The organism is Chitinophaga sp. OAE865 (assembly GCF_040546735.1).
GTDB lineage: Bacteria > Bacteroidota > Bacteroidia > Chitinophagales > Chitinophagaceae > Chitinophaga > Chitinophaga polysaccharea_A.
The window spans coordinates 4,897,496-4,913,570 of the sequence record NZ_JBEPOF010000001.1; the positions used below are offsets into that span (position 1 = coordinate 4,897,496).

Sequence of the window (16,075 nt, forward strand, 5' to 3'; positions counted from 1 at the left end):
GGGAGATCATATTGTGCGCAGCGTATATTTTCCTGCGGGCAATTCAAAAAGCGTATAGCCATTCCTGGTACCTTTCTTTTTCATATAGCCACTGCTTTCTTTTACACGGGCGCCTTCCTGTTCCGGTAGTTCCACGGTGGCGGTGCAGTTGGGCGGTACGCTTACTTCGAGGGTAAGCCTGTTTCCCTCCCGCTGCCAGGCCGTTTTAATTTCCCCGGCAGAAGCGTTGAAGGTGGCATGCGCCCATTTCAGCTGTGCCTCTGTGAGCAACGGGGGACGTACCACGAAATGCCGGAATCCTTTGCCCGATTGCGGATCCTGGCGGATACCCGCCACGCCGTTGATATACCAGGCGCCCGGGTACAAATAGGAGCTATGCAACAGGGAATGTCCTGGCAGGTCTTTCTCCCACATTTCCCAAATGGTAGTGGCATCGTTGGCTTTCATGTAGCCCCAGCCGGGATAGGTGGTTTGGGAGGTCATGCTGTAAATGAGATCATCGCGGCCTTCATCGCGCAGCAGTTTGAACAGGAGCGCGCCCCCGGTAATACCTACATGAATATGGCCTTTACGGTTTACGAGGATCTCCGTTTCCAGTCTTTTCATCACGGCTGCGCGTGCTGCGGGCGGTGGCACATCTGCCAGCAAAGCCGCTGCCAGGTTAGCCATGGAGCTATCAGAATAGCTATGGTCTGCTGCGTTGTAGAACCTGGCGTTGATGGCTTTAGCTGCATCTGCGGCCTGTTGCTCCCATTGCAGGGCATCGGCATTTTTTCCCAGCACCCTGGCGATCTTTGCCGCGGTGCGTAAATTAAATACGCGGTAGCTGTTATTCAGACAAACCGTTTGAGGCTTATTATTGTTCATGCCTTCCGCTGTAGCGCCCGGCCAGAGCCAGTCGCCCAGGAAATCCCAGGGGCCTCCAAACCTTTTGAGCAGATGATTTTCAGTTTGTGTATCCAGGAAAGCCAGCCAGTTCTTTATCATCTCAAAATTCTTCTCCAGCACTCTCCGGTCGCCCTCCTGCTGGTACAGGAACCAGGGCAGCGACACGCAGATGCCGCCCCATGCCGGTCCGCCTCCGCCCATAAAAGTGGGGGCTGTATGTGGCAGTATCCCTTTATGAAGATGCCGGCCGCTCATGATGCCTTTATGCGCCCAGGTGGTATCGTACATGTTGCCTACAATGGATTCGGTTCCCTGCACATCGCGCCAGTCTTCCATCCATTTGGTATAAAAAGCGCCGAGATGGTAATTGAACATCCCCGTTTCGCAGGTAGCGTGTGCATCCCCTCCGTAGCCGAGGCGCTCCCGTTGGGGGCAATCCACGATATAACCACCCAGCGATAAATTCTCGTAGGTCCACCGCACGCGGTCGTAGATCCAGTTCTGCAGCGAATCGGAGCAGGCAAAAGTGGCAGCGGGCTTATAATCCGTGCGCACCAGCCAGCCACGGATATCTTCGGGGGCAGGTTTGTATTTCAGTCCGCGTATGGTGATCCATCTCCCTGAGCTGTAATTGAAATGATTGCGGAACTCCCCCTCCCCGCTTTTCCCGATAATATAGGCGCTGTGCAAGCCGAAGGTCATATCCATCTGTTCCCGTTCCGAATACTGGAAATCGATCCGGTCGCCGGGGTTACCTTTTACGCGGATGGCAGTCCACCCGGCGAAGTTAACGCCCATGTCTACACGAAAACTGCCATCCGGCCGGGCCTCTATGGAACGGGGCTTTATTTCGTTCATCACTTTATTGGGCTCCGTCATTTGGGCCGACAGCAACAGGTGGGGATGATATTCAGTAGCGGCTCGCCAGGTGCTTTCATCCGCCTGGATGGTGTTCCAGTTATCTGTTTCCTTACCTGCATCCCATAATTCCCCTCCCATGCGGTTGGAATCCCATACGCCCAGCAGTTTATTCGGGCTGGGATGCGTAAGCCAGGTGCCGTCTGTTTTAAGGAACAGTGCCGGTGTAGCCGCGTCGTTATTATAGATGGCCGCCTGTGCAGCAACGATAGGTGTTTGCGGTTTACCCGGCGCAATATAGGGCCCGAAAACAGACCAGGAAGTGCCGAGCCAGATGGTGATCACGTTCTTTCCAGGGCGTAGCGCCGCGGCAATATCGTAGGTAACATAACGCGCCCTTTTTGCGTGATTGGTTACAGCCGGAGCCATCACGCCATCCCCAATTTTTTTTCCATTCACATATAATTCATGAAACCCCACAGAAGCGATAAAAATATTGGCCTTCTGTGGTTGCGCATTAAGATCAAACGTTTTACGGAACCAGGGATCGGAGATATTGCAATCGCGTTGCCTGGGATCAAAGATCTCATCCGTGCCTATCCAGGCCGCCTTCCAGTTGCCCGGTTGCAGGATACCGGTAGTCCATACCGCAGCAGGGCTCCAGGCTGAAATGCGCCCCTTCTCATCTTTTACACTTACTTTCCAGAAGTACGACTGATCATCCTGCAGGGGTTTGCCCTTGTAAACGATATGCTGCATATCATCTGTGCTCACCCAACCGGAATTCCAGACAGCGCCTTTATTTTCATCCAGTTCCTTTGCGGTAGCCGCTACCAGGATGCGATAGGCCGTTTGCCGCTGGGCATGGGCATTGGTATCTGTCGCCAGCAGCGTCCAGCTGAGGCGGGGCTGCAACTCATCGATGCCGAGAGGATTCACCAGGTACTCGCAACGGAGGTTGGCAGGCAATACAGACGACTGCCCCGCCGCACAGATAGTGGCCGTGCATAATACCAGCAGCAGCCAGAGGGAATATGTATTTTTCATACTGAACAATGCAGCGATTTTATACCGTGATATTAAAACTAAAAATCTGCCCGGGCAACCTGTACTATCCTGCAGTGGTTAACTGCCGGGAGAATTGTATCTTTATAAAAAGCGTAAACCTTCTACTCACGGCTAAAGGATATGTGAATGAAAAAATCATTGCTGCTTTTCTACTGTCTTATTTTATTGATCCTTCCTGCCGTTGCGCGCCAGGAACCGCCCGACACGGTTAAAACCGGCATTTATATAACCAGCATTCATGATATCGATTTCAAACAAAGCGAGTATACCGTTAACCTGTGGCTATGGCTTACCTATAAAAATAAAGCATTCGATTTTATCCAGAACCTTGAAATCCCGCAGGCCAAAACATTTACCAAGTCCTACTCCACCATCGACTCCTCCAACGGCAGGGTTTACCTGCTGATGAAACTGCAGTGCGTGATGAAGGACTCCTGGCGGATTAACAACTTCCCCTTCGACCGGCAACGACTGCGGTTTTCCATTGAGAACTCACAGTTTGATGCAGGCTCGCTAGTATTTTCGGTGGATTCGCTGGGCAAACACTTCGATCCCCGTTTTACACTCCGGGGGTGGAACATCGACAGCTTTAGGATCAACACCGGGATTAAAGCCTATGAAACCGCCTTTGGCGATGACAAGATCCCAACCCCGCATACAGAGTACAGCAATTTTACGGTGAGAATAGGTATAGACCGGGATGCCACGCAGTTATTCTGGAAGATGTTCCTGGGCATGTATGTTTCTTTCCTGATCGCCTATCTCTGCTTTTATATTCATGCAGACAATATCGACTCCCGGTTCGGCCTTGGTGTGGGTTCCCTGTTTGCCGCTATTGGTAACAAATACATCATTGACTCCTCCCTGCCCGACTCCACTACTTTCACACTGGTGGATACACTTCATGGCATTACATTGTTTTTTATTTTCGTGGTGATCACGTCTTCTGCCTGGTCGCTGCAACTTATTAAAATGGGTAAAACGGAGCAGAGCCGCCGGCTGGACAGAGGGTTATCGCTGGTGGTGCCACTGGTGTATGCGTTGCTGAATGTGTATTTTATTGCAGGGGCGGTGTATGGGAGGTAGTTACTTTATAAAAACTAATTACCCTTCTCTGCTCAAAGCCCATATGCGCATACAACCGTATAGCACGTTCATTCGACAACGCCACATGCAAAAAAGAAGTGATCCCCTCTCCTGCATGCCGGTAACATAGCTGTGTGATCAGCTTTTGCGCATAGCCGCGGCCGGTATGATCCGGGTGGGTGCAAATTGCGCTTAGTTCCGTGAAGCCGGTGATGCGCATGCGTTCGCCGGCCATAGCAATCAAAGTTCCATTGTGCCGTATTCCATAATAATTGCCCAACAGGCGGGTACCATGGTTGTAGTACCCCGGTTGAATACTGTTAATGAGTGCGTACATATCGTCCGCATCTTCAGGGCCCAGCAACGATATCATAGCTGCATCACTTTCAGTGAGCGGCGCCGGCACGGACCGCAGCACCATCTGTGCGCAGGGCAGTTCATTATCTTTAGTCCAGTTGCCTGGCAGTATTGGTAATTCACCGATGATATAAAATGATTCTCCCGCATTCATCCAGGGATCCAATGTGGCAATGCTGTTGTCATCTGTTTGCCTGCAGGCAACGAATGGTACTATTCCCTGCTGGTATCTTTTGGCATGATCTGTTCCTTGTGCAAAGTGTGCGTGTTCGCTCGTTAACGCCTCCCAGGCGGGATTGTCTAAAACGGTTTCCTTCATGTATCTAATATACGAAATGATGCTTCAAAAAAAAGCGGTCCCCTTTCCAGGAAACCGCCCCTTTTAAAATATATCCGTTACCGTTAGTGCTCCAGGTTCATGATCTCAATCCTTCTGAAATCAACCGGCTGCCCTTCACTTTGCAGGGCAATAAAGCCTTTGGAAAGCAGCTTGCCATCTACTTTAACAGTGGAGTCGTAATTCTTTACCACGCCGCCGCCGATCTGCGGTTTGGAATACTGCAATACTGTGTCGCCGTTGATGATGTGTGTGATGAGGGAATCGCCCAGTACGATCAGTTCTCCTCTTACCCATTGTTGGCCTTCATATGTTTTGGAACTGGATTCAATACAGTGTGTTTCATCCAGCTTGCCTTTATATACCACGTTGGTACCGGGGGAGCACATGTTGCCGGTAGGTCGTGGTTTACCATCGCCCAGGCCGGCCAGCAGCTGCATTTCCACGGAAATGGGCCAGTCCTGCTCCTTTGGCATGGTCCGCGGGTCCTGCGAGTGGAACATGACGCCGCTGTTCAGCAGGGTGTATTCCGGTGCAGAGGGGTACCATTTACCAACAAAGCGGTACTCAAATTTGAGATGATAATGTGAGAACGGTTGTTTATAGTAGAGATGCCCGAACTGGTCGTTAAAGTCGCCGTACTGATCATAGCGCACCTTGATGATACTGTCTTCCACCCGGAAGGTATTGCCGAAGTTCTCTCCTACTTCATGGTGATGGATCTTCACGATCCAGTCGTTGATATCTTTACCGTTGAACAGGGATATCCATTCGGGTTTCTTTTCAGGTTGTTTTACTTCATTACAGGCCATGCTGCCTGCCAGCATGGCTATCATCAAAAGTTTAGGTAAAATCCGGTTGTTGTTCATATAAGTAATTAAAGGTTGAATTTCATTTAACTGTTTTACGGCTACCGGGTTTTGGAAATACCTGGTGCGTTTGCGCCCATTGGTACCAAAGGGTTTGCAGCTGTTGTACCTTTTCGGGGTATTGAGCGGCCAGGTTATTGGTTTCTGTTTTATCCACAGCAAGATTAAACAATTGCCAGGTGGTATCGTTACTGAGCGATACCAGTTTCCAATTACCGGAGCGCGCATACCTTGCGCCGAAATGTTCATTGAACAGCTGATCGTGCCCGGCAGTATTTTTATTTCTGAAAGATGGCAACAGGCTGGTACCGGTAGTGGCGGGGATCTTATGGCCATTGTACACCCTGGGGTACTGTGCATGCGCCAGTTCGACGAAGGTAGACATAAAGTCCATTACATGCCCGGTATGATCACTGAAGCCACCTTTCCCGGCGGTGATACCTTTGGGCCAGAAGGCGATCAAAGGCGTATGTATACCGCCTTCGTACGATTCGGCTTTCCAGTATTGATAAGGGGTATTGGCTACATTGGCCCATGTTTGCCCGATAGAGGCATACGTGGTTTGCGGCCCGGGCATCGCCTGTTTTTTGGTGGCGTAAATAATTTTGCGGCCATCGCGGGTTTCATCGGGGCGATCGAACCCTGGCCCGTAGTTAGCGCAGTTTTCGGGGCTGGCGCCATTGTCGGACAGAAAGAGGATGAGGGTATTATCCAATTGTCCTGTTGTTTTCAGCGCTTCTATGATGCGGCCAATGCCCTGGTCCATACGGTCTATCATAGCGGCATGCACCGCCATAGCCATGGCATCCCAGGCGGTATCGGGGTTTTGCGCCCAGGTTTGATCACTTTTCCATCGTTTGGGCAATGGCGTGGTAGCGGGGTCAATCAATCCCATTTTCACCATTTTGTTATACCTGGCATTGCGGATGGCTTCCCATCCTGCCCTATAGGTGTCCCTGTACTTCGCAATATCTTCCGGCAGCGCCATCAGCGGCCAGTGTGGCGCATTATGTGCTACATAAAGGAAGAAGGGCTTTTGGGTACCTGCATAACCTTTGATATAGGCCACGGCAGTATCGTTAATAGCGTCTGTATGATAATAGTGCTCCGGCACGTTTGTAATGGGCGTTGTTCCGCTCACCAGGCTGAAGGGGTCAAAGAAATCCACAACTCCCCAGATAGTGCCAAAGAACTGATCAAAACCACGGCTGGTGGGGTATTGTGAGATGGGGGAAAAGTCGCCGAATGTTTGATGATGGTTGAGCCAGGCCATTTGCTCAGCAGCTGTTTTTTGCCCGTTGGTATTGGATACATGCCATTTACCCGACATAGCGGTCTGATAGCCGGCTGTTTTCAATACTTCTGCGAGGGTAACCGCATTCTCCGAAAGGTGGCCAAGATACCCGGGCTCATCCTCCGCATCGGTCATCTTCCCGATACCAGCCTGCTGGTTATACAATCCGGTGAGCAGGGAAGCCCTTGTGGGGCAGCAACGGGAGGTATTATAAAACTGCGTGTAGCGGATACCGTTAGCCGCCAGGAAATCGATGTTGGGTGTATGGATCTCACCGCCATAACAACCGGCATCTGAAAATCCCATATCATCCGCAAGTATAACAATAATATTGGGCCTCGGATCTTTGGGCCCCGGCCTGCTTTTCTTAAATCCTGTAAGCAGCACAGTACTTAACAGGAATGGAATGATATAAACTGATCCTGGTCTTATCTTCATGGGTTCGCACAGTTTTGTTACTACATCGCGTTAAAATAAAATAAAACGAGAAGAAAAGTAAATAAACTGTATGACCGGGGGAGATTTATTTGAGGGAAGAGGAAAAAAAAGCCTGGCGAGGAGCCAGGCAATGAGGTATCAGAACTGGAATGCTACCGAAACATCCGGCAGATTATATATTTTTGAACCGCTGTCGTAAATAAAAGGAACAATTGCAATACCGTTAATAAGGCCACTTGCAGCACTGGCGGCATTATCGTCGTTGATAAAAGTATAGGCCGAATTGGCGGGCATTCCATAATCAGTAGTATATTCCTGGTAGCCGTCTATTCCGTTAACGGCATCCCGCACAATAATGATATATAAATTTTTAGTGCCGTCGGCAGTTTTCGCGGGTAACACTATTTTTTCCGACATGGCGCCCAGGGCAATATCTTTAATGATTGTAACAGAATCAGCCGGATTTGCTGTATAGTCTTTACTATTATTGCGATAGATAGTAACATTTATTCTTCCTGATCCGAAATTGGTATATTTATTTGCAAAGATGAAGGCGATGCTATCGGCGGAGGGGCGGTCAAAATCACCTGGATTTACAAAACGGTTAAATCCCAGTGTGGGATCGTATGCATAGCTAAGCGATACCCTGTCTGTTTTAACTGCTACAGTAGTATCAATCAAAGCCACAGCAACACCCGTTTTATGGATACTGATATTTAACTGCTCCTTTTGTTTCATTACCACATTAAAAGAGCTTCTGTTTGTTGTTTGTGTTTGCACCAGTTTCCCATCCAGATATAAATCAAGCGTATCACCGGCTTTAAATACAAATGGAATATATACCTCCACAAATTTCTCTCCTTCCAGTACAGTTCCTTTTTTACAAGACAACAGATGCATACCCAATAATATGCACAACAAAAACATTACAGTAGAATACCTCATTTTATAAAACGTTGATTAAAAAGTGGCTGATCTGTAAAACAGACCAGCCACGCCATAAAGAATAATTAATAAGCAAATACAGTCCATCCGCTGGCCCAGTTGTTGGTACCATCGAATGCACCTCTGTAGGAAGTACCGGTTAAACCTGCAGGTAAGCCGGAAGTTAAACCACCGGTTAAAGCAGGAGAAGCAACGGCCGGAGCACCTGTTCTGGGCATGTAGAAACCGGCAATGCCCCTGTTGAACGGATTCACCAGTTTGAGGGAAGCGTTCGGATCAGCAGCAATGTATGAAGTGTTGTTGTCAACACCATCAGGTAACGGTTTAGTGCAGCTATATGCAGGGTTACCGTAATATGCCAGGTTAAAGGCATGTACCATGTTGTTTTTGATGATGGAAGTACCATCGCAATACCTCTGCTGGGTAGTCTGGTCTGCTGCAGTACCACCGGTTGGAACGGTGTTATCCAGCAAAATACCATTGTTGAATCCCAGGAAGATAGAGTTGTACACTTCAAAGCGGCTGCTTCTTCTCCACTGTGCAGCTACACCGTATTTACCGGTACCTGCAGGTGGGAAAGTAGTTTTGGTAGCTGCTGCCTGGTTAGGCAAACCAATAATAGTCAGGTTGGCGATCAAAGGTTTAGTGATCGGCAAACGTGGCTGACCAATGCTGTTGTTGTCTGATTCAATACCGTTAGAACCACTCTTGTCGGCACGTGTAGTATCTTCTACTACCAGTGCATGCTGAATGCGGCCACGGTAACCGTTGTCAAAATCCAGACCATCGTCCAGCGGGTTAACAATTACTACGTGGGTTGCGTTTACAGTACCACCGAAGAATTCGATACCATCATCTGCAGCTTTGTACACTTCTACGTAGTCGATTTCAGTTCCGCTACCAACACCGGCCAGGGTAAGACCGTTGATTTCGTTGTCTGTAGCCAGTTCAAAACCTGCGTACTCGATACGAACATATTTCAGTCGGCCTGAATTGTCTGTATCAACAGAACCACCATAGTAAGGAGTTAACGGAGGAATACCGCCAATACCTTCTACTTTGGCAGTATCGCCATTGTTGGTAGTAGCTCTTCCGAGGATGATGATACCGGCAGTCTGACCGGCAGCAGGAGACGCGCTGCTGGTAGTAAATACAACCGGAGCAGAAGAAGTACCGTTGGCTTCAATTTTTCCGCCACGGGAAATTACCAGACCACCGCCCGGTGTAACACCCGGAGTACCTGGATTACCTTTGATAACGGAACCGGCGTCGATCTGGATTACATCGAGGGTATCGATGTATACCAGTCCGCTCAGAAAGTAAGTGCCACCTGTGAGCTTGATGGTATCACGGATAGTTTTTCCGGTACCTAAGATACCACTGAGGGTGGCGCCATTTGCTACCACCTGTATGGCTGCGCTCACAGGACGGTTAGTCTGTTGTGCGTCTTTTTTGCAGGATGCTGTGAACACGCTGGCAGCCAGGATAGTTGCAGCTGCGGCGTAGAGGTTAAACCTGGTCATCAAATAAAGGATTTAAATTAGAAAATAATAACAATGATCGAAACTGTATATACCGGTATGAATACATGCTCGTTAAATAATACATCCTGCCTGTTGTTAAAAACTATATCCTAACGTAAAACTGTAAGTCCTGCCTGGCTTTGCCTTGTAGAACAAAAGGTCTTTCCCTTCCTGGTACAATAAATCTTTTACGGGATGCTTCTTCCCTTCTCCCATATCTCCATCTCCCGCATTCTGATATATGATAGAATAACTGTTCAACAGATTACCTGCATTAGCGCGGATGATCATTTTATCATTCAGCAGATGAAAGGCTATCTGCCCGTCAAGTGCTACCATCGGGCGTTCGTAATAAGACATATAGGAATTCTGATTGGGCATGAACAGGCGGTTGCTCACGTAGTTATAAAGCAGGCTTACAGATACAGGCTTTGTATCGTAATATACACCTGCATTAATCATGTAGTTGCTGGCGCCCTGTTGTGGCCTGTCTTCCCAATTTCCTATATCCTGTTTCAGTATCATTTTCTTTGATCCGGCCGGCTCTTCCACATAAGTAGGATTAGTGGCTTTTCTCACGCGTGAGAATAACCTGGTTCCATTGCCATACAAGGTGAGGTTACGGATCACCGGTACATCAATAAAGGACAGCGATTTCCTGATCTCTATCTCTACTCCCCGGTTCTCCGCCTGGTGATTGTTACGCAGGGAGAATTCATTCACTGCGTTCGACTGGAAGATCTCCATCGGGTTATCAATCTTCTTGTAAAACAGGGACAGGGATAAAATTTCGCCTGGGCCGGGATAATATTCATACCGGAAATCCAGGTGTTTTAATTTGCTGGATACGATAGGCGTTGAGCTGTTGTATTCTCCACCCAATTCAAAATCATATTCGCTGAAGTAAGACAGTTCACGAAGGTCCGGCCGGATAATGCTCTGGGCATAGGTAGCGCGGAAATTCATTTTTGGCGTAAGACTATAAGTAAGACTGGCAGAAGGAAACAGGTTCCAGTTCTTTTCCCTGTTATACAGGGCGCTCAAATCGTAGGCATCCCTGTTTGTGATCTCACCAATACTTTTCTCCAGTACTTCATTGATGCGGTTAATATCATAATACTCAGCCCTTACTCCCCATACCAGCCGGAGCTTACCGGCCAGCTTATGGTCAAACATGCCATAAACAGCATGCAGCGTAGCATTGCGCTGAAAATTATCCGAGAAATCGTCAAAGGCAAACGTGTAACCTTCATGGGCAGGATTAAAGAAATAATCTATGGGCTGGGGAATTTTGGAAGCGTATCCGCCGCTGCCGGCACGTGCCACGTAAAAGGAGCGATCCTTATACCAGCCGGCGTATCCTGCTTTAAAAGTATTTGTAACTGTGGCATTCCCGATGTTAAAACGGAAGGGCACTACTGTATTCAGATCCCAGTTCAGGTCTGATTCATAGGCACGTGTCCACCAGCGCATAGCGCCATCGATACCACGGGATTGAGGGGGGCCGATCATCATAATGGGTGAGGCAGTAAGACTATCAGGTGGAGCCGGTGAACGCAGGTAATGATTATCCGGGCGTTGCCTGTCGAGGTGAACATAAGTACCTGACCACTGCACTTTAATACCTTTACCGCCAATAGCATGCTCTCCTTTTAACTGTGTTTGCCACAATTTTGTCCATTGCACATTATCATAGAATCCGATCATTGGCGGTGTATCAGCAATACCGCTGCCATCTGTTCCTTTTCCCATGAGCAGCTGCTGATCCAATGTGTTCAGGTAAAGGCTTTGAAGGCTTATTTTATGTTTGCCGGCACTATACCCTATTCCAACCAGTAACCCGGTGTTAGTAGAAAAGCCATATTGTTTCCCGCTAAAAAAAACAGAATCACTTCCGTTTACAGCGCTGGGAAGATACATATAGCCGTCTTTTCCCCCAATCCTTACATCCTGCGTCTGCAATGTGTTGCGATAGCTGACGCTGGCCATCAGGCCCAGTTGCCGGTCCTGGCCAAGATCCATCACATGGCCCCATGACAGCTGGTAGTTTTGTGATGGATGCGCCTTCCTGTCATATATTTTCCAGTTGTTGGAAATGGAAGCCGGGTCTTTCAATACATGACCGCCTGTATTGCCGGGGTTGGTATTGGCCAATATATCATCCAGATTCTTCCAGTTCAGTTTCCCAAACAGGTTGCGATGAGAAGAGGGTTTGCCCAGGTATTCGCTGCCGCCTATTTCCAGGCTGTTGAATGCTTTGCCGGTCGTGTTGTCGTTGATACTGCCGCCGATGGAAATGGTAAAGAAATTTTCCGTAGGAATGGCTTTGGTTTCAACGTTCACTAATCCGCCGCCAAACTCCGCGCTCATATCCGGCGTAATCGTTTTATATACCGTGATATTGTCAATGATATTAGAGGGAATGATATCATAGCTGAAATTCTTCCGGTTCAGCTCTGTGCTTGGCATGATCTGGCCATTGAGCATAGCGGCGTTATAACGTTCGCTCATCCCGCGCACCACGATGTATTTATTATCTACCGCTGCTACCCCGCTGATGCGCTTCAGCACCTCTCCTACGTTCTTATCGGGTGTGCGCGCAATTTGTTCCGCGCTGATACCATCTGATAAACCGGCGGCATTTTTTTGTTTATTATAAAGAGCGGAAACGGTTTCCCGCTTTGCCGCCGCACTTACGGTTACTCCTTTCAGGTTGGAAGAGGAAGTAGACAGCATCACATCTTTCAAAGTTACTTTACCCGCTTTTATTACTACATTATTAAAGCCCGACTGGGAAAAGGCCAGGTGGCTGAAACGCACGTTATATGTGCCTTCCGGCAATTGAATACTATAGGTACCATCAACACGGGAAGTGGTTACATGGCTGTTATCCCCGGCAAAAACCGTTACACCGGGAATAGATTCGTTCTGGTCATTAAAGATCTTCCCCTGCAAGGTACCTGTCTGTGCCTTAGTAGCGACAGCAACTTTGCCGTCTTCGGTTCTGATAGCGATGATATTATCTTTCAGCTCCACATCCAGCGGGAGTTGCTGATCCAGTAATTGCAATAACCCGGATAAAGAAAGGGTGCCTTTGGGAATATTAATGCTTAATGCTTCCACTTGTGCGGGGTCGTACAGGTACCTGTAATTCCCCTGTTCCTGCAATGATTTCAGGATATCTTTTACCGGTTGTTTTCCTGCAGGAAGTTTTACCGTTTCCGATAACCGCTGGTATTGCTGGGCGTGCAAAAGTGAATGATTAAATAATGAAATAAAACACATCATTAAGCATAATCTGCGTACAAATGGCATCATTGATCGTATAGCTTTTTATAGTTTTAGAAAGCGCCCATGCGGGCAATAGTATAGCTGCACAGCAGTTTTGGCTGCTGATAGATTTTAAAAAGATGAACGTGCTTTTAATTAATTTTTAGTGATCCTGCATCCCTCCGGCGTGTACGTTACCTTGAGCTTATGTACGTAGGTGATGGCTGCTACAATTGTTTTGAAATCATCCGATGTGTTAAAGATGCCTGAAATCCTTTGTCTGTCTGCTTCTCCGTCCACTATGATCTTTTCATCGTACTGCCAGGATAGTTTTCTGCATACATCCTTTAACGTGGCGTTATTAAAATAGATTTTGTCTTTCATCCAGCCGGTAGCCTTGAAAACGGCGTTGTCGGTAACCATTTGAGGCATGCCGTTTCCTTCAAAGTTCATGGCCATTCCCGGCGTAAGCACATGTGTATCGTTACTGTCTGTCAGTGCCACGGCTACTTTTCCTTCCAGCAAACTGATACAGATAGCCGTATCCTGCCTTGTGAACGCGCTGATGTTAAAGGCCGTTCCAAGCGCCGTAGTAGTTACATGGGCTGTATGTACCCGGAAAGGTAAACTGCTGTTCTGTGCCACTTCAAAATAAGCCTCTCCTACCAGTTCCACCTCCCTTGACACTTCATTATAATTGTCCGGGTAACGCAGCACCGCATTTTTATTCAACCATATACGGGTACCGTCTCCCATTAACACTGACCTGATATCATTGCCGTGATTATCCAGTTCTTTCCATTGGGTACGGGCAATTGGGTTTACCGGCATCTTTTTCCCGTTCATAAGAAACAGGAAATAAGCAGCAGCAGAAAGCAGCAGCATACCGGTGAATACAGCCGCCCATTTAAGGCCTATATGCCGTACTTTGGTGCGTGCCGGCAGCTCAATGGCAGGCGGCACTACCTGGATGGCAGGCCCTGCTGCGGCTTCAGCCCATTTGCCATGTAAAAATTCATCCAGCAGGGTGTGATCCGTCCCCTGCAGGTACGCTTCAACAATGATCCTTTCTTCTGCAGAACATTGCTGTTTAAAATATCGATCCAGTAATTGCTTTGTGATCACCTGTTTTATTTTGAATGACGGAACTAAATATCAACACTATACATACAGTACGAACGGGCATTAAAAAGTGAGTAGGCAAAAAGTTGGAATTCACATTTTGGTAACATTGGAATGGGCTCAATGGTCTGCTCAGGGGTGGGTGATCAATACCGGATGCGTCATAGCAGGGGATATAGCGGCGTTTTGGACAGTCGTTGGCGGTTGATGGGAAACACGCCCGCCGGCCACGCCTATCAGCTCCAGCGCTTTCGCGGTGAGCGGATCGGCCGTATTGCCCAGGGGCTGCAAGGGTAAGGCAGCCAGTTCATCTACCTGGTAAGCCGGCGCAATGCCTTTATTATATCCTCCCTCCCCGTTTGCGTTCTGCAATTTATAGGTGATGGGCATCAATACCCAGGGAATGCGTTTGGGATTGCGGCCATCGGCAATGGTGATCATGCCTTCGTCTTTCCCCAGGGTAACGCTGCCGATCTGCACAATATTCGTATAAGGTTTAAGGTTATTAACGATCATTTCTGCAGCGGAGGCTGTATGCGGGCCGGTTAATATATATACTTGGCTTAATTGCAACTGTATGGGCTTCACCTGGCTGAAAGTAACAGCGGTACCACGTTCCGGAAGCGCCATTGTTTGCGCGAAAGTCATGGTACGGTTGCCCAGCCGGCTATTGCCTATATACTTAGCAAAAATGCTTCCTGCATCAATATTGTTACCAATAAGCGCCGTTAGTATGGCTGCCATGGCGGTGCTCCCGCCAGGACTGTAGCGCAGGTCCAGTACCAGTTGCTGTACACCCTGTTGTTTATAGGCGCTGAATGTTTGCAGCAATGCAGCGCTTTGCGTATCATCGAAATAGTTAAAGCAGAGATAGGCCGTTTTAGGCGTGGTATTAAGCACCACCGATTGTTGTATGGCAGGCTCCTCTGTGATACCGCCGGCAGTTACTTTTTGCACGGTGGTTTCCGTGATGGCCCCGTCTGTGCCGCGTGTAGCCATCGTAAGATCAGCCTTCTTATCCGTTACCAGTTTTGCCAGCAGCGATGCGGCATTGCTGGTGCTCAGCAATGTGCCGTTAATGCGTGTAAAGAGCTGTCCCCGTTTCAGCTCCTTCGAAGCGGCGGGCGAGCCGGGTTGTACCAGTTGCACTACTCCCAGTGCGCCTCCCGGCGCTTTGGGATAAGCGATCACCGTAGCTTCCATACCATATATGCTACGCAGGCCTGCGGGATAGGAAGCCGGTACTGCGGGATCATATATAATAGAAAAGCGGTCGGCCGTATTTTTCAGCTGCCCAAACCAGGCAGTGGCTTCTGCCGATGCATCCGGCGTTGCCGGCAGCCCGTCTTTCCAGTAGTAGAAATAGTTCATGCTGTCCAGTATCCAGCGGTTTACTTCCGCATTAGTTACCGGTCCCGTGGGTGCTGCCGGATCTTTATCTTTCCCGCATGCCCATAATAAACAGGCAGCGGCAGCGATGATGGTGGTATTCCCGATATTTTTCCGGATCAGGTGCGTGGCCGTTCTCAGGTGGGTACGGACCGTAGTAACAGAGATGTTCAGCATATCAGCAATTTCTTTATGGGAGTAACCTGAATCGCGGTACTGGTAAACCTTGCGGGGCTTATCAGGGAGCGACTGGAGCACATTGCTGAGCCGGTGCCTGAGTTGTTTGTAGTGCATCCTGCTCTCGGTTTCATCTACCGTGCCTGAGCTGGTATGATAAATATCCTTGTGGGCTAATGCAGAAGTGGTGGCCTTCCGGCTTTCATCGATCACTACCCGCTTGGCTATTACAAACAACAGGGGAAATATGTCTTCTGATTCGCTGCTGATGGTATCTATCTTTTCCCAGAGGCGGAGAAAACATTGCTGGGTAATATCTTTAGCACGATGGCGGTCACCGCAAAGCTTATAAGCAAAGTCATAAACTTTCTGGTAGTTAACATTGTACAACCTGATAAAAAATATCTCTGCAGACATCATGTTAGAATATAGAACCAAAATAAGGCCCTACTAT

The 16,075-nt window shown here is 48.5% G+C and carries 10 protein-coding genes; 1 reads left to right on the forward strand and 9 read right to left on the reverse strand.

Features of this window, described 5'->3' with window-relative positions; all coding sequences use genetic code 11:
* Window positions 1-6: 6 nt before the first annotated feature.
* Window positions 7-2,793 (reverse strand): family 78 glycoside hydrolase catalytic domain, encoded by a 2,787-nt coding sequence (locus ABIE50_RS19895; protein ID WP_209857971.1) that lies wholly within the window; start codon window positions 2,791-2,793, stop codon window positions 7-9.
* Between the two features lie 147 nt (window positions 2,794-2,940).
* On the opposite strand from ABIE50_RS19895, the gene ABIE50_RS19900 reads away from it, so the two are divergent.
* Window positions 2,941-3,900: a ligand-gated ion channel gene (locus tag ABIE50_RS19900; RefSeq protein ID WP_209857972.1), complete on the forward strand. Its 960-nt coding sequence runs from the start codon at window positions 2,941-2,943 to the stop codon at window positions 3,898-3,900.
* Here the strand turns inward: ABIE50_RS19900 and ABIE50_RS19905 are convergent.
* The 8 genes from ABIE50_RS19905 to ABIE50_RS19940 all read right to left on the reverse strand — a co-directional run bounded on the left by ABIE50_RS19905 (window position 3,872) and on the right by ABIE50_RS19940 (window position 16,038).
* Window positions 3,872-4,576 (reverse strand): GNAT family N-acetyltransferase, encoded by a 705-nt coding sequence (locus tag ABIE50_RS19905; RefSeq protein ID WP_209857973.1) that lies wholly within the window; start codon window positions 4,574-4,576, stop codon window positions 3,872-3,874. The two genes, ABIE50_RS19900 and ABIE50_RS19905, sit on opposite strands and share 29 nt — an antisense overlap.
* Before the next feature lie 83 nt (window positions 4,577-4,659).
* Window positions 4,660-5,463 carry a 3-keto-disaccharide hydrolase gene (locus ABIE50_RS19910; protein ID WP_209857974.1) on the reverse strand — a complete coding sequence of 268 codons (804 nt, stop codon included), beginning with the start codon at window positions 5,461-5,463 and terminating at the stop codon, window positions 4,660-4,662.
* A gap of 22 nt (window positions 5,464-5,485) precedes the next feature.
* Window positions 5,486-7,195, reverse strand: a complete 1,710-nt coding sequence (locus ABIE50_RS19915; RefSeq protein WP_209857975.1) for an arylsulfatase — start codon at window positions 7,193-7,195, stop codon at window positions 5,486-5,488.
* A gap of 138 nt (window positions 7,196-7,333) precedes the next feature.
* Window positions 7,334-8,095, reverse strand: coding sequence for a hypothetical protein (locus tag ABIE50_RS19920; protein ID WP_209857976.1), 762 nt, complete (start codon window positions 8,093-8,095; stop codon window positions 7,334-7,336).
* A 110-nt stretch (window positions 8,096-8,205) separates the two neighbouring features.
* Window positions 8,206-9,663 (reverse strand): beta-helix domain-containing protein, encoded by a 1,458-nt coding sequence (locus ABIE50_RS19925; RefSeq protein ID WP_209857977.1) that lies wholly within the window; start codon window positions 9,661-9,663, stop codon window positions 8,206-8,208.
* A 96-nt stretch (window positions 9,664-9,759) separates the two neighbouring features.
* Window positions 9,760-12,915, reverse strand: coding sequence for a TonB-dependent receptor (locus ABIE50_RS19930; RefSeq protein WP_354028088.1), 3,156 nt, complete (start codon window positions 12,913-12,915; stop codon window positions 9,760-9,762).
* Window positions 12,916-13,089: 174 nt separating this feature from the next.
* Window positions 13,090-14,058 (reverse strand): FecR family protein, encoded by a 969-nt coding sequence (locus tag ABIE50_RS19935; RefSeq protein WP_209857978.1) that lies wholly within the window; start codon window positions 14,056-14,058, stop codon window positions 13,090-13,092.
* A 129-nt stretch (window positions 14,059-14,187) separates the two neighbouring features.
* Window positions 14,188-16,038, reverse strand: a complete 1,851-nt coding sequence (locus tag ABIE50_RS19940; RefSeq protein WP_209857979.1) for a sigma-70 family RNA polymerase sigma factor — start codon at window positions 16,036-16,038, stop codon at window positions 14,188-14,190.
* Window positions 16,039-16,075: the final 37 nt, after the last annotated feature.